Source organism: Janthinobacterium sp. SUN118 (assembly GCF_030397695.1).
GTDB lineage: Bacteria > Pseudomonadota > Gammaproteobacteria > Burkholderiales > Burkholderiaceae_D > Janthinobacterium.
In genome coordinates, this window is the sequence record NZ_JAPUBV010000002.1 from 755,237 (window position 1) to 774,185 (window position 18,949).

The window sequence follows — 18,949 nt, forward strand, 5'->3', positions numbered from 1 at the left end:
CCATGCGCTAGCCCATGAGCCAACTCGGCTTGCGCTTGTCGAGGAACGATTGCACGCCTTCGCGCCCCTGTTCCGAGGCGCGGATCTGCGCGATGCGCTCGGCCGTGTCCGCCAGCAGCGCGTCGTCGACCGGCAGGCCGGCGATCTCGCGCACCAGCGTTTTCGCTTGCGCCACGGCGTGCGGGCTGTTGCCCGTCAGCGCTTTCAGCACCTCGGCGGTTTTCGCGTCCAGTGCGTCGCCAGCGACTACCTCGTGGGCAAAGCCGATGCGCAGCGCTTCCTGTGCGGAGAATCGCTCCGCGGAGATAAAGTAGCGGCGAGCCGCGTTTTCGCCCATGGCCTTGATGACATACGGTGAAATAGTGGCCGGGATCAGTCCCAGCCGCACTTCGCTCAGGCAGAAATGCACGTCTTCCGCAGCCAGAATGATATCGCATGCGGCGACGAGGCCCATGCCGCCCGCATAACAGTCGCCCTGGATCTTCGCCACCACGGGCTTCGGACACAGGTAAATCGTGCGCAGCATCTGCGCCAGCTGCAGCGCGTCGGCCTGGTTTTCGGCATGCGTGTAGCCTGCCATCTTCTTCATCCAGTTCAGGTCCGCGCCGGCGCAAAAGGCCGCGCCATTGGCCGCCAGCACGATGGCGCGCACCATGTCGCTGCGGCCCAGGCCCTCGAAGGCGCGCGCCAGTTCGGCGATCGTCGTCTCGTTGAAGGCGTTGCGCACGTCGGGGCGGTTCAGGGTCACGGTGGCGACATTGCCCTCGATGACCAGCTTTAAGGTTTCAAATTCCATGATTTTTCTCCCTTATTGCCGGTTACATGCGGAAGACGCCGAACTTCGTGTCCGGGATCTCGGCGTTCAGCGCGGCCGACAGGCCCAGGCCCAGCACCATGCGGGTATCGGCCGGGTCGATCACGCCGTCGTCCCACAGGCGCGCGGTGGCGTAATACGGGTGGCCCTGGTGCTCGTACTGCTCCTTGATCGGCTGCTTGAAGGCCGCTTCCTCGTCCGCGCTCCATGCGCCGCCCTTGCCTTCGATGCCGTCGCGCTTGACGGTCGCCAGCACGGAAGCGGCCTGGTCGCCGCCCATGACGGAGATGCGCGCATTGGGCCACATCCACATGAAGCGGGGCGAGAACGCGCGGCCGCACATGCCGTAGTTGCCGGCGCCGAAGCTGCCGCCAATGATCACCGTGAATTTCGGCACGGCGGCCGTGGCCACGGCCGTCACCATCTTGGCGCCATTGCGGGCGATGCCCTCGTTTTCGTATTTGCGGCCCACCATGAAGCCGGTGATATTTTGCAGGAACACGAGCGGGATCTTGCGCTGGCAGCACAGTTCGATAAAGTGCGTGCCTTTCAGCGCCGATTCGGAGAACAAGATGCCGTTGTTGGCGATGATGCCGACCTTGACGCCATAGATGTGCGCGAAGCCGCAGATCAGGGTGGTGCCGTAGCGCGCCTTGAATTCGTCGAAATCGCTGCCGTCGACGATGCGCGCGATCACTTCGCGCACGTCGAAGGGCTTGCGCGTGTCGACGGGGATCACGCCATACAGTTCCTGCGTCGGGTATTTCGGTTCCACGGATTCGCGCAGCGCCATCTGCTGCGGCTTGGTGCGGTTCAGGTTCGAGACGATGGTGCGCGCCAGCGACAGCGCGTGCAGGTCGTTCTGCGCCAGGTGGTCGACCACGCCGGACAAGCGCGTATGCACGTCGCCGCCGCCCAGGTCTTCGGCCGTCACCACTTCGCCGGTGGCCGCCTTCACCAGCGGCGGGCCGCCGAGGAAAATCGTGCCCTGTTCCTTGACGATGATCGACTCGTCGCTCATGGCCGGCACGTAGGCGCCGCCCGCCGTGCAAGAGCCCATCACCACGGCGATCTGCGGGATGCCCTTGGCCGACAGGTTCGCCTGGTTGTAGAAGATGCGGCCGAAATGGTCGCGGTCGGGGAAGACGTCGTCCTGGTTCGGCAGGTTGGCGCCGCCCGAGTCGACCAGGTAGATGCAGGGCAGGTTGTTCTGGTCGGCGATTTCCTGGGCGCGCAAGTGCTTTTTCACCGTCATCGGGTAATACGTGCCGCCCTTGACGGTGGCGTCGTTGCAGACGATGACGCATTCCTGGCCCGAGACCCTGCCGATGCCGGTGATGATGCCGGCGGAAGGCGCCGCATCGACGCCCTTGGCGTCCTGGTACATGGCGTAGGCCGCCATCTGGGAAAACTCGAGGAAGGGCGTGCCGGGATCGAGCAGCATCTGCACGCGGTCGCGCGGCAGCAGTTTGCCGCGCGCCAGGTGCTTGGCGGCCGCCGCCTCGCCGCCGCCGGCCGCGATTTTTTCCACCTTGTCGCGCAGATCGTCGACGATGGCTTGCATGGCCGCGGCATTGGCCTTGAAATCTTCACTGCGCGGATTGAGTTTGCTTTCGATGTGCGGCATTGCGGTTCCTTTTTCTTATCGCCCGGTCTCTCGGGTCGCGCTATTCGGGAAAACTGCCGTCGAGATAAAACCAGCGCAGGGCGCCACCGCCCTCGCCCGCTTCGCGCACGAAACGGCTCACTTCATGCAGGCGGTGCGCGCGGCCATTGACCTTGTAGCGGGCCACGAATTCCACGCTGTCGCGGTGCATCTCTTCGGCTTGATCTGCTGATATTGCTTTACGTTGACGTAAACGTAAAGCAGATTTTACCTCAAGTCCCAGCCAGTGGACTTTTTCTTCTTCGGCAAATAAAGCGTCGGCGGGACGGGTGCCGGGATGCCAGGTGGCCAGCAGATAGGGCTCGTCGCGCAAGGTGAAGGCCGTGTAGCGCGAGCGCATCAGTGCTTCGGCCGTGGGCGGCAAGGCATCGCCCGCGAGATACGGGCCGCAGCAGCTGGCGTAGGTGGCGCCGCCACAGGGGCAGGCGGCAGAGGTCGAGGGTGTGGGCATGCGGTGGCAGACAGGGAACGGGAAAGTTCCGCAATTATCCGCCATAAAGGCAGCGGCGCGTGCGCGCCGCCTCGCATCGGCCAGGCGCGTGCTACTTTTTCAGGCAGAGGAAGTCCAGCGCAAATGGCGGCGCCTTGCCGGCCATCACATCGGCGAGGATGCGCGCCGTGCCGGCGGCAAAGGTAAAGCCCAGCGGACCATGGCCCACGTTCAGCCACAGGTTGGCGTATTTGCTGGCGCCCACCAGCGGCGCGCTGTTCGGCGTGGCGGGCCGCAAGCCGGCCCATGCCGTGGCCTGGTCGTAATCGGCGCCGCGCGGCATGGCCTCGCGCGCCAGCCGCGTCAGGCCGGCGATGCGGTTCCAGTCGATGCTGTTGTCGGCGCCCACCATGTCGACCATGGCGGCCACGCGCAGGTCGTTGCCGATGCGCGCATACAGCACCTTGCGCTCGAAATCCGTGATGCTGATCTCGGGCGCCTTGTCCTGCGCGCGGATGGGCGCCGTCAGGCTGTAGCCTTTCAATGGATACAGCGGCAGGTAAATGCCCGCCGTGGCGGCCAGGTCGCGGCTCTGGATGCCGGCCGCCAGCACATAGTGATCTGCCTGCAACAGGCCCAGGCTGGTGTCGACGCCCATGATCTTGCCGCGCTGCGTGACGAGGCGGCGCGCCTCGCCCTTGGGCAGCAGTGAAAAATTCGGGTGCTGCAGCAGGCGCGCCTCCAGGGCCAGGCAAAACGCGTGGCAATCGGCCACCGCTTCGCCCTCGGTAAAGATGCCGCCGGCCAGGGAGCCCTGCAGGGCGGCCAGCGCCGGTTCGCGCTGCACGGCTTCCAGCGGGGACAGCACGACGCGCGTCTCTTCCGATTCAGGCCGCGCCACGGCCCGCTGAAAGATGGCGGGCGAGCGGTAGACGATGAGCTTGCCCGCGTCGCGCCACGCATACGCTTCGGGCGGCACCGTCCATTCCAGCTGCGCCATGCCGGCGCGGCTTAATTCGCCGAGCTGCAGCAGCTTGGCCGTCGTGCGCGCATTGCTGGCCGCATTGCAATTGCGCAAGAAACTGGCCATCCAGCGCCATTGGCGCCAGTCGGCCTCGGGGCGGAAGCGCAGCGGGCCATCCTTCTGCAACAGCCACTGCAAGGCTTTCAGGGGCACGCCGGCGTCCGCCAGCGGCGCCACATAGCGATAGCTGAGCTGGCCGCCATTGCGGTAGCTGGCGGCGATGGCCACCTGTTCGTTACGTTCCAGTAGCGTGACCTTGTAGCCGGCCTCGGCCAGCCACCAGGCCGATGTCAGACCGACGACGCCGCCGCCGATGATGATGACTTGTTGCTGCATGTTGCCTCGCTGCGTTGCGCTCCCATGGTGCGGGAACATTCGGTGAGAGCTTAGAGGCTGGCCATCAAGGGAGCCAATGAAACATCATGGTGCAGCCATAACTTTCAGGAATGCACTATTTCAGTGCAAATTATTTATGATTGGCAATTGCACCACGGTATAAGGTGGTGAGGATTAATTCTTCGCTGCGCCCCATGGCGGAATACGTGCCCGGATACCGTGCGGGATCGCTGCCCGTGCCGCCGACGAGGCTGACCATGCCATTCTTGTTGGCAAAATCGAGCACGAAGGCCGAGACCAGGCCATACGCGTCGCCCAAATGGCCGACGGCCGTGAAGCTGGCGCCCTCGACCAGGCGGTTGCCCTGCCCCGTATCGGCATCGAATTGCTGGTTGCCCAGGCCCCAGGCGCGGTACAGGCCCCGTTCGCTGTCGCCATTGCCGCCATCGGGCGCCAGCTGCCATTGCCGGCCAAACATCAAGGCGATGCTGGCGGGTTGCAAGAGCTGTTTCCCCTGGTAGCGGCCGCCATCGAGCAGCATCTGCATGACCTTGCCCAGGCCGGCGGCGGAAATGCGCAAGCCGCCCGTGGGACTGAAGACGGTGGCATTGCTGCCGATCACATAGCGTTCGAGGCCGGCCGGCGCGGCTGGCGCCCGGGCATGAAAATCGTCGACCTGTGCGATCCATGGCCCGTGCGGCTGCCAGACTTCCGTGTCGGGCGCGCGCTTGCGGTATAGCGTGGCCGTGTCCACCACCTCCCCGGCAGAGAATGCCGCCGGGTTATAGCCGCCGCGCAGTGCCAGCGGATCGAGCAGCAGGCGCCGCATCAGCAGGTCGAAGCGCTCGCCCGTGACTTGCTCCATGACGGTGCCGATCACGCCCCAGTTCAGGTTGGCATACGTAAAATAGCGGCCTGGCGCCGCGGCCGCATCCCACATGAGGTCGCCACCGGCCGTAAACACGTCGCGCAGGCTGCGCTCGGGTCCCCAGGCATAGCCGCCCGCGTCGCGCAGCGAGGAGGTATGGCTGAGCAGGCTGCGCAAGGTCACTGGCTGTTGCGGAAAGTGCGGGTTGCGCAGCGAAAAGCCCAGGTATATGCCCACATCCTGGTCCAGGCTCAGCTTGCCTTGCTCGACCAGCCGCATCAGTCCCAGCGTGGTCATCATCTTCGACAGCGAGGCGATGCGGAACAGGGTGGCGGGCGTCACGGGCAAGTTCTGCGCCGGCGTGGCGCCGAGATGCCGGTAGCCAAATTGTTGCTGATACGACAGCTTGCCATGGCGGATCGCCAGCACGGACAGGCTGGCCAGCGGATGCGCCCGGTCCTCGACGATGGCGGACAGGGCCGCATCGAGCGCGTGCTGCCGTGCGTGCAGGACGTTGCCGGCGCCGCTGTCCGATGGCGCGGCCAGCGCCGGCCAGGCGCTGCCCAGCAGTAGCAGGCCGAGCAGGCCCGTCATGTTCTTTTTCATGGTGTCACCGCCCTTGTTGGTTGCCCCGCCAGCATAGGGCGCGATGGTGTCGGACGCCAATGAATATTGCTTATTTATCTATAATGCAAAGCTATATGTATGGTAAAACATTGTTTTTTTAAGTGTATAACCGTTATTTATGGTCATTTTCCATTTATTCATGGGCGGACGGGATACGCGCAAGCGCCATCGCTATTACACTAGGAGGACAAGGAGAACTGTATGAGCCAGACCAGCGTAGAACTCAAGGTCGATTTAAATGACAATTCGCCTTTATATATGCAGATCGCCCGCAAGCTGAGCGATGATGTACGCAACGGCCGCTACCAGGTAGACCAGGCCCTGCCATCCGAACGTACCCTGTCCGAACTGCTTGACGTGTCGCGCGTGACGGCGCGCAAGGCCATCGACCAGCTCGTCGAGCAAGGCCTCGTCGTGCGCCGTCGCGGTTCGGGCAACTATATTGCCCCGCGCATCGAACAGCCGCTGTCGAATCTGTCGAGCTTTTCCGAGCAGCTGCAGCAGCGCGGCTACCGTCCCGGTTCGCGCTGGCTCAAGCGCGAAGTCGTCATCGCCAGCAGCGATGAACAGCTGAGCCTGGGCCTGGCGCAGAACACGAAAGTGGCGCGCCTGGAGCGCTTGCGCCTGGCCGACGACGTGGTGATGGCGTATGAAGTGAGCGTGCTGCCGTTCAGCGTGGTGCCGGACCCGGCCGCCATGGGCGATTCGCTGTATGAATACTTGAGTAGTATCAAGAAGGCGCCCGTGCGCGCCTTGCAGCATATCCGCGCCATGAATGCGACGGCCGTGCTGGCCAAGCAGCTGGGCATCCCCGATGGCCAGGCCGTGCTGTTCATCACGCGCATCGCCTACCTGGACTCGGGCGAAGCGGTGGAACTCACGCATTCGTATTGCCGCAGCGATCATTACGACTTCGTGGCAGAAATGCGCCGCGCCCCCAGTCCCCTGTAAACACCGCGCGCGTCTCCCTGACGGGCCCGCGTTGCTCACCGCACGCCGGTGCGGCGCCGCGGCCCGCCCCGCCAGGAAAGCGCCCGCTACTGTTCGATCAGGCGGATCATGGATTCTGCCACGCCAACGGACGATTCCCAGCTCATGCCCGTCACCAGCCGGCCATCGACCTCGACGTGACTCTTGCCGTTGGCGCCGTGCCTGAATATGCCGCCATGGCGCTTGATGCTGGCTTCTGCCGAGAAGGGATAGGCCTTGTATACCGGCGATTCCTTGTTGAGAAACGCATCGGGGAACGAGGTGAGCACCTTGCCCTGGATGAGGAAAGTACCGTCACGTAGCTTCAGGTTCTTGATGCCCTCGGTGCCATGGCAGATGGCCGCGATCACCCCACCCTGTTGTTCGTAGATACGCAAGGCGATGTCCTGGAGCGCCTTGTTTTCCGGGATGCCGACGATGGCCGCGCCGCCGCCGACGAAAGCCATGCCTGCATAGTCGTCTGCCCTGACTTCGGAGACGGGCTTGGTATGGGCCAGTGCCCACATGAAATCACTGTCGTACAGATGCTTCTTGAGCAGCTCGTCCGACGTGACGATCATTTCCAGGGGAATGGCGCCCCCCTCGGGACTGACGAAGTCGACGGCATACCCTGCTTTGCGAAATGCATCATAGGTATAGGCCAGCTCGGGAAAATTATTGCCTGCATTAACCTTTGTACCGGGATATTGATGCACATTCGACACCACCAGCAGCACCTTGCGTGCCTGGCGCGGGGCGGCCGGCTCGCGATGGGCCGACTTGCTGATGATCTTCCAGTTGCCGGCGATCTTTTTCAAAAGAAACACATCCACATAGCGGACCCCTTGCTGGGGAATGTGGATCTCGGCCTTGGCGCTGGCCACCTTGCCGCTCACATCGACCTTGATCAGTCGCCCGTGGCGCCCATTGAATTGCCCTATTTTCTCTTGGGAAAAGAGTTTGGCGTATTCCGGACCGCTCAACTCCCATTCCGCATCGTTTTTACCGTCCAGGTAAAGGCGGGAGGTTGCGAGGAAGGCCTGGTTGATCTCGCTCTGCACGTTGTAGCTGGTGCCATGCAGATACAGGCGCACGGTCTCCCGGATGGCATTTTCGTCCTGGTCTGCGGTTGCGGCGGTGCCGGCGGCGGTGATGCTTAACAAGCAACAGGCGAATACCGTCCGCAATAAAAACTGAATCATGGCTTTACCCTGAATGAAGAACTACGTTTATCGGAGCAACGACCGATGCTGATCGCTGGTGCTCGATAAGTTATCGAAATACAGGGGAATTGATGTCGCCAAACATGATTTCAGACTCCGGAATGGCGATTCCGGAGAGGTTTTACGCGGAAATGGCCCTGGCCGCCTGGCTGGATTGGGCCCGGAAGCTGGCAGGAGTCTGCCCAGCCACTTTCTTGAAGGTCGAGTAGAAGGTGGAGCTGGAATTGAACCCGCAGCGCTCGGCGACGATATCCATGTTCAATTGCGGCTCGTCGCTCAATACCTGTTTCGCTTCGGCGATACGGTATTCGTTGACGTAGGTAGTGAAGCTCTTGCCCAGCTTGTCATTCAGTACCTGCGACACCTGCGCCTGCGTGCATCCCGCCCGCTTGGCGAGTTGGGCCAGGGTCAGATTCGGATTCAGATAGGATTTCTGTTCGGTCATCAGTTGTTCCAGCGCGGTGAGCACGGCAAGCGTATCTTCGTGCGCCAGTCGGTTATTCCGGTACTTTTGCTTGGGCTCGGATGGCGTCAGGCTTTCCTTTCTCAGCAGAAAGACCATGACCGCCACATGCAGCGAGAAGGTGAACGACAAGGCGCCGACAATATAGGACGTGAACGGCGTGCTCGCGTACGCCACCAGCATGACGCAACTGCCTGCATAGACGCTGAGCGGGAGCACGGTGCTGGCCGCCATCCGATGTCCATCGTTCGACCATACCTGGCGGGTTTGCCAGAGCAACCTGGCGGTCGCCAGCAGGTAGCCCAGCCAGAACACATGAATGGCATGACTCGACAGGTTCCACGCCGCACGATACGCGGGATACGGAAAGGCGACGCCTATGCCGATCAGCAGGAAGGACAAGCCCAGATGCCAACGCCATTGTTGTCCAGCAGGCAGTTGCGAGAGCCCGGCGATGAAAGCGCGCACATAGAGATAGGTCAAGGGACCGATCAGCAGGCAGGCCGACAGGCCCAGCTGGCGGAATTCGAGGGCGATCGCCGGGTTGAAGAAGAGGAAGGCGGACTTGGCGGTGCGCACCCCGACGGCCAGCAGCAAGGCACCCAGCATGCAGTCGGCGAGGCAGCGGGGCCGGCGGCTGAAAAAATAGACGGCCAGGAAAATTCCGTTGATGGCGCCCAGGGCGCTAAACAAGAACAGCAATTGGCGAGCGATCATGGGGCGTGTCGTTGATTATGGCGTCGAACCGAAGTATAGACACAAACGGGGCCAAAACTTGGCCCTGGGCCCCTGAATTAATAATTATGATTATTGATTTCGCAACAATGACTTGCACCGCGGGCGGCGGCAGTGGCCCGTCGTATTTCGAGCGACACAGCCCGATGAGCTTGCCGTGAGCCGACTGGTTTGCCGCCACTGCGGTCAACATCGTTGCCAGCACCTCGCGCACCGGGGAATGGGCGGCGAACGGCCGTAGCGGCACTAGCCATAAACTCCCGTTATGCCCGCCCGCCATCCTTTCATGGCTGGCCGTGCTGGTTGGTATTAAACTGGTTTCACCTTCAACCATGTTCTGAAATCATGTTGAAAACTGAAACCCCGAGCCGGCGGCATCCGGACCTGGACCTGTATCCGGTGGAACAGCTGGTGGCGGCGCTGGTCGATGACCAGTTTTGGGCCGTCGAAGCCGTGCGGCTGGCGTCGCCGCAGATCGCGGCGGCCATCACGGCCGCCCTGCCCCGCATCGCCGGCGGCGGACGCCTGCTGTATGTGGGCGCGGGTACGTCGGGCCGCTTGGGCGTGCTCGACAGCGTGGAACTGAATCCCACCTTTTCCTGGCCGCCGGAACGGGCCGTCGCCATCCTGGCCGGCGGCGCGGGCGCCATGTTTACGGCCGTCGAAGGGGCGGAAGATGATTTATCGCAAGGCGAGGCGGACTTGCTGGCCTTGCTGCCGCAAGAAAACGATGTCGTGCTGTTGCTGGCCGCTTCCGGCGCCACGCCCTATGTGCTGGGCGCCTTGCTGGCCGCGCGCAAGGCGGGTGCCTTGACCATCGGCATTGTCAACAACGTGGATGCGCCCGTGGCGCGCGAGGCCGCCTACGGCATCGTGCTCGACACGGGTACGGAAGTCATTTCCGGCAGCACGCGCCTGAAAGCGGGCACGGCGCAAAAAATCACCCTGAACACGATTTCCAGCGCCCTGATGGTGGGTTTGCATAAAACTTATGGAAACTTGATGGTAGACTTGAAGCCGACCAACGCCAAGCTGATCTGGCGGGCCGTGCGTCTGACCATGCATGCCACGGGCGCCAGCGAGGTGCAGGCCAGGATGGTGCTGGAGCAGTGCCAATTTCACGTCAAGGTGGCGATTGTTGCCTTGATCAAAAAAATCAATACAAACCAGGCACAGGCATTGTTGGCCGGCGCGAACGGCAGTGTGCGGGCGGCACTGGCGGCTTGATCCGATGGCGCGGCATTCTTCTGTCTGGCAGACGATGAAGGATGTATGGAGCTTGTGAAACAAACCGCCCCGGCGCGCGCGAAAAACCCGTGGCTGTGGATCCCCTCCCTGTATTTCGGTCAGGGCATTCCCTACGTGGTGGTCATGACACTGTCCGTGATCATGTACAAGAACTACGGTTTCTCGAATACCGATATCGCGCTGTATACCAGCTGGTTGTACTTGCCGTGGGTCATCAAGCCGCTGTGGTCGCCCTTCATCGACATGTACCGCACCAAGCGCTTCTGGATCGTCGGCCTGCAACTGGTGATCGGCGCCGCGCTGGCGCTGGTGGCCCTGACGACGTCCTTGCCGCACTTCTTCCAGATCAGCCTAGCCATTTTCTGGCTGATGGCCTTCAGTTCCGCCACGCATGATATCGCCGCCGACGGCTTTTATATGCTGGGCCTGGAACAGCACCAGCAGGCCGCCTTCGTCGGCGTGCGCAGCACGTTTTACCGTCTGGCCATGATCGCCGGCCAGGGCGGCCTCGTATACCTGGCCGGCTACCTGACGCATGCCACGGGCAATGTGCAGCTGGCCTGGTCCGTCGTGTTTGCCATCCTGGCGGGCCTGTTCATCGCCCTCTTCCTGTACCACTATTTCATCTTGCCCAAGCCCAAGGATGACCGGCCCAGCATCCAGGAAGCGGGTGTTTCTCCGTTGCAAGAGTTCGTCGCCACCTTTGCCGCCTTCTTCAAGAAGAAGGATATCCTCGTCATCCTCGGCTTTTTGCTGCTGTTCCGCCTCGGCGAAGCGCAATTGCTGAAATTGGCCGCGCCCTTTTTGCTCGACCCCGTCGCCAAGGGCGGCCTGGGTCTCAGCACGGAACAGGTCGGCCTCGTCTACGGCACCATCGGCGTGATTGCCCTGACCCTCGGCGGCTTGCTGGGCGGCTACATCATTTCCCGCTTCGGCTTGAAACGCTGCCTGTGGATCATGGTGCTGTCCGTCCACTTGCCCGACCTGGTCTTCGTTTACCTGGCTACGGCCATGCCCAGCAATATATACCTGATCGCCGGAGGCATTGCGCTGGAGCAATTTGGTTATGGCTTCGGCTTCGCGTCGTACATGCTGTACATGATCATGGTTTCCGATGGCGCGCATAAAACGGCCCATTACGCCATCTGCACGGGCTTCATGGCCCTCGGCATGATGTTGCCGGGCATGGCCAGCGGCTGGATACAGCAAATGCTCGGCTACCAGCACTTCTTCATCTGGGTCTGCATCGCCACCATTCCCGCCTTCATCATGGCCGCGCTGGTCAAGATCGATCCCGAATTCGGCAAAAAGGCGCCCGCCTGATTCTTTTATCGTGTGCGCCCGCAGGGAATGCGGGCGCACAGTAAAATGCCCGCACCGATAGACCTGCGCTCCACCACTGCAAGGAATTGTTTTGTTGTCTACTTTGAAAAAACGCCTGGGCGTCACAGCCGGCGTGCTGGCCGCGCTGGCCGCCGCCACTTTGCTCAGCAGTTGTACCAGCACCAAGATGCCATCCGCAGTGACGCCGGGCGAAGCGGGCTTGCCCGCCGTGCCGCCCGTGCAGCACATCACGGGCGAAGTGCCGCCGCCGGCGCCGCGCGAATTTCGCGCCGCCTGGGTCTCGACGGTCGCCAATATCGACTGGCCCAGCCGCAACAACTTGCCGGTGGCCAAGCAGCAAGCCGAAGCCATCGCCATCCTTGACCGTGCCAAGTCCTTGAATTTGAACGCGATTGTGCTGCAGGTACGCCCCAGCGCCGACACGATTTACCCGTCGCAGCTGGAGCCATGGTCGGAATACCTGACTGGCAAGCAAGGCCAGCCGCCATTGCCCCTGTATGACCCGCTGGCCTTCTGGGTGGCCCAGGCGCATGCGCGCGGCCTGGAATTGCATGCCTGGTTCAATCCTTACCGGGCCCGTCACGCGACGGCCAAGTCGCCGCTGGCGCGCGACAGTTTCGCCTCGACCAACCCGGCGTCCGTCAAGCAATACGGCCGCTACCTGTGGATGGACCCGGGTGACGCCGCCGCTTCGAAGCACACGACGGACGTGGTGCTGGACGTGGTGCGCCGCTACGATATCGATGGCGTGCACATCGACGACTACTTTTATCCGTATCCGATCGACGCGCCCGGCGCCGGCGCCGGCGCCGAAACGGCCGCGCTGGACGCAGGCAATGGCGGCGCCAAGCGCGAACTGCCGTTTCCCGATGAGCCTTCCTGGCAGCAATATCTGCTGGCCGGCGGCCAGCTGGACCGCCCTTCCTGGCGCCGCCAGAACGTCAACCAGCTGATCGAGGCGTTATACACAGGCATCCACCGCGAAAAGAGCTGGGTGCGCTTCGGCATCAGCCCGTTCGGCATCGGCCGTCCGGACCGCCGCCCTGCCGGCATCGTCGGCTTCAGCCAGTACGACAAATTGTATGCGGATGCGGAACTGTGGCTGGCCAAGGGCTGGCTCGACTACCTGTCGCCGCAGCTGTACTGGCCCGTGGCGCAGGCGCCGCAGGCGTTTGGCGTGCTGCTCGACTACTGGCTGGCGCAAAATCCGTATGGCCGCCATGTGTGGCCGGGCTTGTATACGAGTCGCATCGACAATTCCGCCAAGTCCTTCACGCCGCAAGAGATCATCAAGCAGGTCGAAGTGACGCGCACGCGCCCCGGCGCGAACGGGCAAGTGCATTTCAGCATGGTGCCATTGATGCAGAACCGCAAGGGTGTCAGCGAGCAACTCAAGGCCACCGTGTATCAAAGTCCGGCCCTGGTCCCCGCCACGCCATGGCTGGGCAAGGAAGCGCCCGGCACGCCGCAGCTGGCCTTGCGCCGCGATTCCACCAGCCTGAACATCAAATTGACGGCAGGCGGCGGCAAGCCCGTGGCCCAATATGCGGTCTGGGCCCGCTACGGCGAAGACTGGCGCTTTACCGTGGTCACGGGCGTGCAAGGCGAGCTGACCCTGGTTGACGATGCCATCGGTAAAGTCAATGCGGTAGTGGTCAGCGCCGTGGACCGCCTCGGCAATGAAAGCGCGCGCGTCACCGTGCGCGCCCCGTTTACGACCCCTGCCAAGTAGTTTTTTCCGCGTCACCGGCAGTCCATAACCTGCAGGCATGAAACATGCGCAAGCTTTCATGCCTGCCGGGTGCGCTTGGCTTTACACTCATGCCATGATTTCCTTCCCTACAGTCAATAATGGCACTGCCGTGCTCGGCCTCGGCATCGACGCGGGCGGCACGCAGACGCGCTGGGCCCTGGCCGGCGCGGACGGCGCCATCGTGGCCGACGGCGCCGTGGACGGCTTGTCTGCCTTGCAAATGGGCAGCGATGCGGGCCGCGCGGCCGTGCACGCCACATTTGCGCAATTGTGCCAGGCCGTGCTGGCTGTCGGCCAGCCGCGCGCCGTGGTGGCCGGATTGACGGGCTTTGGCGGCGACGATGTTGTGCTGGCGCAAGCGCTGGCCGGGTTGCTGGCGCTCGACGTCACGGATGTCCGCTTGTGCAATGATATTGAAATCGCGTATCGCGACAGTTTTGCGCCGGGCCAGGGTTACCTGGTCTACGCGGGCACGGGGTCGATTGCCGCCTGGATCGATACGGAGGGCGTGTTTCATCGCGCGGGCGGGCGCGGCGTGCTGCTCGATGATGGCGGCGGCGGTTACTGGATCGCCCGTGAAGCCTTGCGCCAGATCTGGCGCCGCGAAGACGAGGCGCCAGGCAGCTGGCAGGCATCGCCCATGGCCGAGGCCGTGTTTGCGCATGTGGGCGGCAGCGACTGGTCGCTGTCGCGCGCCTTCATGTATGGCCAGGATCGGGGTACCATCGGCCGGCTGGCGCTGGCCGTCGCCGCCAGTGCCGAAAACGACCCGCTGGCGCTGGACATCTTGCAGCGCGCGGGGCAGGAATTGGCGCGCCTGGCCCTGGCCCTGGTGGCGCGCCATGGTCCGCGTCCCGTGGTGCTGGCGGGCCGCGCGGCGCAGTTGCACCCGGCGATGGCGGCAGCCATGCGCGCCGCATTGCCGGTATCGTTGCAGATGGAACAAAGAATTGCCCGTCCGCATGACGCCGCGGCCAGGCAGGCGGCCAGCCTGGCGGCCGGCAAAGACTGAACATTTTATTAACCCGATCACGGATCTTTCATGAAAAAAATCGCCCTCGCCATGCTGGTGGCCCTGCTCTCAGCGTGTACCACGCCCGCGCCGCACCTCGACCATAGCTTGAACGCGCGCAGCCAGAGCCCGCGCGTGAAATTCATCGTCATCCATTACACGGTCAGCGACCTGCCCCGTTCGATCAAGATCCTCACGGAACAAGTGGTCAGCAGCCATTATTTGCTGACCGATACGGACAAGCCGAAGTTTTACGTGCTGGTCGACGAATCGCGCCAGGCCAATCACGCCGGTGTGAGTAACTGGAAGACTTATACACAGTTGAATGTCAGCTCGATCGGCATCGAGATCGTCAACCCTGGCTACAAGGACACGCCGGAAGGCCGCCTCTGGTATCCATTCCCGCAGGCGCAGATCGACGAGCTGATCCCGTTGCTCAAGGATATACAGGCGCGCTACAACATTGCACCGGAAAACATCCTGGGCCACAACGAGATCGCGCCGCAGCGCAAGCAGGACCCGGGTCCGCTGTTCCCATGGCGCCAGCTGGCCGATGCGGGCCTGATCGTCTGGCCCGACGCCAACCGCGTGGCCGCGCAGCGCATCATTTTTGATCAGCAAGTGCCGGATGCCGTCTGGTTCCAGAAAAAGCTGGCCCAGCATGGCTATGCGACGCCAAACACGGGCGTGTTCGACGAAGCGACGCGCAATGTGCTGATCGCCTTCCAGATGAAATACCGCAATAAGTTGTTCGATGGCACGCCGGATGGCGAAACGGCGGCCCTGCTGGAAGTGCTGACGACGCCGGCACCCGCTGTTGTAGCAAAGTAGCACGGCCGTTCCAGCCCATGACTTTTTCTTATATGCTGAACTCTTACGGCCTCGACGGTCAAAGCACGGTAAAGGAATAGCTCATGCGGCTGCGTCATATCGAAGTGTTTCACGCCATCATGCAAGTTGGCACCATCAGCGGCGCCGCCCAGGTGCTGCATATCTCGCAACCGGCCGTGACCAAGGTCTTGCAGCATTGCGAGTTGCAACTGGGCATGCCGCTGTTCGAGCGCGTGCGGGGCAAGCTGTATCCGAAGCCCGAGGCGCACCGGTTGTTTGTCGAGACGGAAAAGCTCAACCGTGATTTATTGGGCATCCGCCGCCTGGCGGCCAGCCTGAAGGGCCATGCGGTGGAAACCATCCGCCTCGTGTCCACGCCGACGATCGCCATCAGTGTCTTGCCGTTCGCCATGACCGAGTGGCGGCGGGACTTTCCCCACACGCGTTGCCAGCTGGCCACCCACCACACGGGCGAGATCGTCAATACCCTGCGCCTGGGCGAGGCGGACCTGGCCGTGTCGCTGCAAGACCCGCGCCATCCGGGCATCGTGGCCGAACCGCTGGCCCACGGCGTCATGACGGTCATCGCTTCCGCCGGCACCTGGCATGCGGCCGATTGCGGCACGCCGCTGACGGCGCATGGCCTCAGTGGCGAGCTGATCGGCCATGCCGACAACGATCCGCTGGGCGAACTGGTGGTCGCCGCGTGCGAGGCGCAGGATATCCACCCCGTCTTTTCCACCGTGGTGCAGACCTATCAAATCGCCCGCTCCCTGGTGGAAGCGGGTGCCGGCATGGCGGTGGTCGACCCGTTTACGGCAGCGTCCGGTTCGCCCGAACGGCTGCAGCGCCGGCCCTGGGCGCCAGCCATCCCCATACAACTGTATTTATTGACGGCGAGCCACTCGCCGCTGTCGCATGGTGCGCGGCGTCTGGCCGAGAGCATCGGCGTGGCCGCGCGTAACTGCCTGGAAAGAGGAGTCTGATGTCTGTTGCAAGTTTGCAATTGGAAGAGGTGGGCAGCGATGCGCAATTTCGCCACCTGAGCAGCATCGCCGGCATTGCCGTCGATTTGCGTTATGCCACGCCCGACAATTTCGTCGGCCGCGACTTATACAGCCCCATCGACTGTGCCTGGTTGCACCGCGACGCTGCCGCCGCCCTGGAAAAAGCCGTGGCCTGGCTGGCCGAGCGGCGGCCTGACCATCATCTGCTGGTGCTCGACGCCCTGCGCCCGCAACGGGTACAGCAGCAATTGTGGGATGCGTTGCAGGGAACGGAGCTGCTCGGCTATATCGCCGAACCGTCGCGCGGCTCGATCCACTCGTTCGGCATGGCGCTCGACCTCACCATCGTCGGGGCGGACGGCCAGGAACTCGATATGGGGACGGGGTTTGATGACCTGAGTGAGCGCTCGCACCCGGCACTGGAGCTGGCCTTGCTGGAACGGGGGGAAATTACGGCGGAGCATGTGGAACATCGCCGCCTGTTGCGCGACGCCATGTTCCAGGCGGGCTTTTTCGGCATCAATAGCGAATGGTGGCATTTCGATTGCGGTGACCGGGTGCTGGTGCGCCAGACCTACACCCGGGTGCTCTGATTAAAAGACCTTTAATCCCTTCAGCATCACGATCAGGATCAGCACGGGCGAGACAAAGCGCAGCAGGAACAGCAGCACATGCGCCAGGGTTTTATTTTGCAACTGGCCGTGATTGCCGATCGCCTCAATGAAGTTCTGCTTGCCCCAGGCCCAGCCTGTAAACAAGGCGATGGCGATGCCGCCCACGGGCAGGAAGATATTTGACGAGACAAAGTCGAACAGATCAAACATATTCAAGTGAAACAGCTTGAAATCCGCCAGCGTGCTGTTACTCAAGGCGCACACGGAGCCGAGCACGGCCAGCAGCAGCATGGTCACGATGGTGGCCTTGGTACGCGTCCAGCCGAAACGCTCATGGAAAATCACCACTGGCACTTCCATCAGCGACAGCATCGCCCCCGTGGCGGCCACGGCGGCCAGGATGAAGAACACCACCATCAGGACTTGCCCCATGGGGATTTGCGAAAACACGGCCGGGATCGTGATGAACACCAGCGACGGTCCCGCGCTGGGGGCGAAACCAAACGTGAACACGGCGGGGAAGATGGCGATGCCAGCCAGCATCGATACACCGAGGTCGGCCGCCATCACGCGCAAGGTGGTGACGGGGATATTCTGGTCATCGCGGAAATAACTGCCGTATGTCATCATCGTACCCATGCCGACGGACAACTTAAAGAAGGCCAGGCCCATGGCCGTCAGCACGACGGAGGCCGTCAGCTTGGAAAAATCGGGACGGAATAAAAAGGCCAGGCCTTCGCCGGCTTTATCGAGCGACAGGCTGACCGCGCAGAGCAGGAGCAGCAGCAGGAACAGCAGCGGCATCAGCTTCTTGGCGATCGCTTCGATGCCCTTGGTCACGCCCAGCATCAGGATGCCGCCGATAAACAACAGCACGCCCCATTGCCACAGCAGCGATTGCAATGGATTGCTGATCAGCGAAGCGAAGGCCGCTTCCGTCACCAGCTTGTCGCTGCTGAGGATGGAGCCATCGATGGCCTTGGCGATATAGGCAAACACCCAGCCCACGACTTCCGAATAGAACGCGACGATGAGGAAGGCGGCCACCATGCCGATGAAGCCGACCAGCCACCAGGGCTTGCCCTTGGGCGCCAGCTGTTCCATAGTGGAAATCGGATTGACCTTGGCCCGGCGTCCCAGGGTGATTTCCGCGATCATCACGGGCAATCCCACTAACAAGGTGGCGAGTAAATAAATGAGCAGGAAGCCGGCGCCGCCATTGGCGCCCGTCAGATAGGGGAACTTCCAGATATTGCCGAGACCGACTGCGGAACCGAGGGTGGCGGCGAGCACGCCGAAGCCAGTGGTAAAGCCAGCTCGTTTCAGGGTCAGGCCTGATCCTTGAGCTTGTTGTTTCATGGTGAATCTTCTATGGATGGACGCGGATTTGCGCTGAGGGGGCGAAATTGTAGCAGCTGGCCGCAAATACCCCGGAAAAGCCTTGCTTCTACAGGGGCGCTTTGCTATAGTTCGCCTCCCCAATGAGGCGCACTAGTTTGCGGCACAAAAGGGACAGTCTTTCGGGGCTGGGTAGTAAAAAGAAGGAGTTGACGGACGTAGCAAATTGCTTCATACTCTTCCTTCTTCGCAGCTGACAAACACAACGCTTTGTCGATAGCGCGAAAGTAGTAACCGAATACAGTTCTTTAACAATTAACAGTCGATAAGTGTGGGCATTTGATGTAAGTGCAGCGTCGATCTTCGGATTGGCGTAATACTTAAAATATCAAATGTTCACAAGAAATAATGAAATAGGATACTTCTTCGGAAGTAGCCTGTCAGTTTTTTGAGTGAGCAAATCTTTTGCAATGCAAAAGATTTGGATGGTAGCGATACTGTCCGACCTGTCAGAAATGACATTAAACAGAGATTAAACTGAAGAGTTTGATCCTGGCTCAGATTGAACGCTGGCGGCATGCCTTACACATGCAAGTCGAACGGCAGCACGGAGCTTGCTCTGGTGGCGAGTGGCGAACGGGTGAGTA

The 18,949-nt window shown here is 62.1% G+C and carries 16 protein-coding genes and 1 rRNA gene; 9 read left to right on the top strand and 8 right to left on the bottom strand.

Translation table 11 applies throughout. From position 1 onward, the window contains the following. Window positions 1–7: 7 nt before the first annotated feature. The 5 genes from O0880_RS19085 to O0880_RS19105 all read right to left on the bottom strand — a co-directional run bounded on the left by O0880_RS19085 (window position 8) and on the right by O0880_RS19105 (window position 5,744). Window positions 8–796, bottom strand: a complete 789-nt coding sequence (locus O0880_RS19085) for an enoyl-CoA hydratase/isomerase family protein (RefSeq protein ID WP_071326010.1) — start codon at window positions 794–796, stop codon at window positions 8–10. A 22-nt stretch (window positions 797–818) separates the two neighbouring features. Continuing rightward, window positions 819–2,441 carry a carboxyl transferase domain-containing protein gene (locus O0880_RS19090; RefSeq protein ID WP_289888096.1) on the bottom strand — a complete coding sequence of 541 codons (1,623 nt, stop codon included), beginning with the start codon at window positions 2,439–2,441 and terminating at the stop codon, window positions 819–821. A 40-nt stretch (window positions 2,442–2,481) separates the two neighbouring features. After that, complete coding sequence (locus tag O0880_RS19095; RefSeq protein WP_289888097.1) at window positions 2,482–2,931, bottom strand: YchJ family metal-binding protein; 450 nt, start codon at window positions 2,929–2,931, stop codon at window positions 2,482–2,484. 91 nt (window positions 2,932–3,022) lie between these two features. Then, entirely contained in the window at window positions 3,023–4,309 is a 1,287-nt protein-coding gene (locus O0880_RS19100) for a D-amino acid dehydrogenase (protein ID WP_289888098.1), read from the bottom strand. Window positions 4,310–4,400: 91 nt separating this feature from the next. Then, window positions 4,401–5,744 carry a serine hydrolase gene (locus O0880_RS19105; protein WP_289888099.1) on the bottom strand — a complete coding sequence of 448 codons (1,344 nt, stop codon included), beginning with the start codon at window positions 5,742–5,744 and terminating at the stop codon, window positions 4,401–4,403. Window positions 5,745–5,966: 222 nt separating this feature from the next. Between O0880_RS19105 and O0880_RS19110 the strand changes: the two genes are divergently transcribed. After that, entirely contained in the window at window positions 5,967–6,716 is a 750-nt protein-coding gene (locus O0880_RS19110) for a GntR family transcriptional regulator (protein WP_289888100.1), read from the top strand. Window positions 6,717–6,802: 86 nt separating this feature from the next. Here the strand turns inward: O0880_RS19110 and O0880_RS19115 are convergent, their stop codons facing one another. Together O0880_RS19115 and O0880_RS19120 are read right to left on the bottom strand one after the other, a co-directional pair. After that, window positions 6,803–7,936, bottom strand: a complete 1,134-nt coding sequence (locus O0880_RS19115; RefSeq protein ID WP_289888101.1) for a nuclear transport factor 2 family protein — start codon at window positions 7,934–7,936, stop codon at window positions 6,803–6,805. 142 nt (window positions 7,937–8,078) lie between these two features. After that, window positions 8,079–9,137, bottom strand: coding sequence for a helix-turn-helix transcriptional regulator (locus O0880_RS19120; protein WP_289888103.1), 1,059 nt, complete (start codon window positions 9,135–9,137; stop codon window positions 8,079–8,081). Window positions 9,138–9,500: 363 nt separating this feature from the next. Between O0880_RS19120 and O0880_RS19125 the strand changes: the two genes are divergently transcribed. The 7 genes from O0880_RS19125 (at window position 9,501) to O0880_RS19155 (ending at window position 16,943) form a co-directional block, all read left to right on the top strand. Further along, on the top strand, window positions 9,501–10,382 hold the full coding sequence (locus tag O0880_RS19125) for an N-acetylmuramic acid 6-phosphate etherase (protein ID WP_289888107.1): 882 nt from the start codon (window positions 9,501–9,503) through the stop codon (window positions 10,380–10,382). A 45-nt stretch (window positions 10,383–10,427) separates the two neighbouring features. Beyond that, window positions 10,428–11,726 (top strand): MFS transporter, encoded by a 1,299-nt coding sequence (locus tag O0880_RS19130; protein WP_289888108.1) that lies wholly within the window; start codon window positions 10,428–10,430, stop codon window positions 11,724–11,726. 91 nt (window positions 11,727–11,817) lie between these two features. After that, entirely contained in the window at window positions 11,818–13,479 is a 1,662-nt protein-coding gene (locus O0880_RS19135; RefSeq protein ID WP_289888109.1) for a family 10 glycosylhydrolase, read from the top strand. Window positions 13,480–13,573: 94 nt separating this feature from the next. Next, a complete protein-coding gene (locus tag O0880_RS19140; protein ID WP_289888111.1) occupies window positions 13,574–14,512 on the top strand; it encodes a BadF/BadG/BcrA/BcrD ATPase family protein in 939 nt (312 codons plus the stop codon). A 30-nt stretch (window positions 14,513–14,542) separates the two neighbouring features. Next, a complete protein-coding gene (locus tag O0880_RS19145) occupies window positions 14,543–15,343 on the top strand; it encodes an N-acetylmuramoyl-L-alanine amidase (RefSeq protein WP_071326022.1) in 801 nt (266 codons plus the stop codon). An 83-nt stretch (window positions 15,344–15,426) separates the two neighbouring features. Then, complete coding sequence (locus tag O0880_RS19150) at window positions 15,427–16,329, top strand: LysR substrate-binding domain-containing protein (protein WP_289888113.1); 903 nt, start codon at window positions 15,427–15,429, stop codon at window positions 16,327–16,329. Beyond that, window positions 16,329–16,943, top strand: a complete 615-nt coding sequence (locus tag O0880_RS19155; protein WP_289888114.1) for a M15 family metallopeptidase — start codon at window positions 16,329–16,331, stop codon at window positions 16,941–16,943. The genes O0880_RS19150 and O0880_RS19155 overlap by 1 nt, the downstream gene beginning before the upstream one ends. Here O0880_RS19155 and O0880_RS19160 read toward each other — a convergent pair whose 3' ends face one another. Then, window positions 16,944–18,323 carry a sodium-dependent transporter gene (locus O0880_RS19160; RefSeq protein ID WP_289888116.1) on the bottom strand — a complete coding sequence of 460 codons (1,380 nt, stop codon included), beginning with the start codon at window positions 18,321–18,323 and terminating at the stop codon, window positions 16,944–16,946. A gap of 513 nt (window positions 18,324–18,836) precedes the next feature. Between O0880_RS19160 and O0880_RS19165 the strand changes: the two genes are divergently transcribed. Next, window positions 18,837–18,949 (top strand): 16S ribosomal RNA (locus tag O0880_RS19165); the annotation flags it as partial.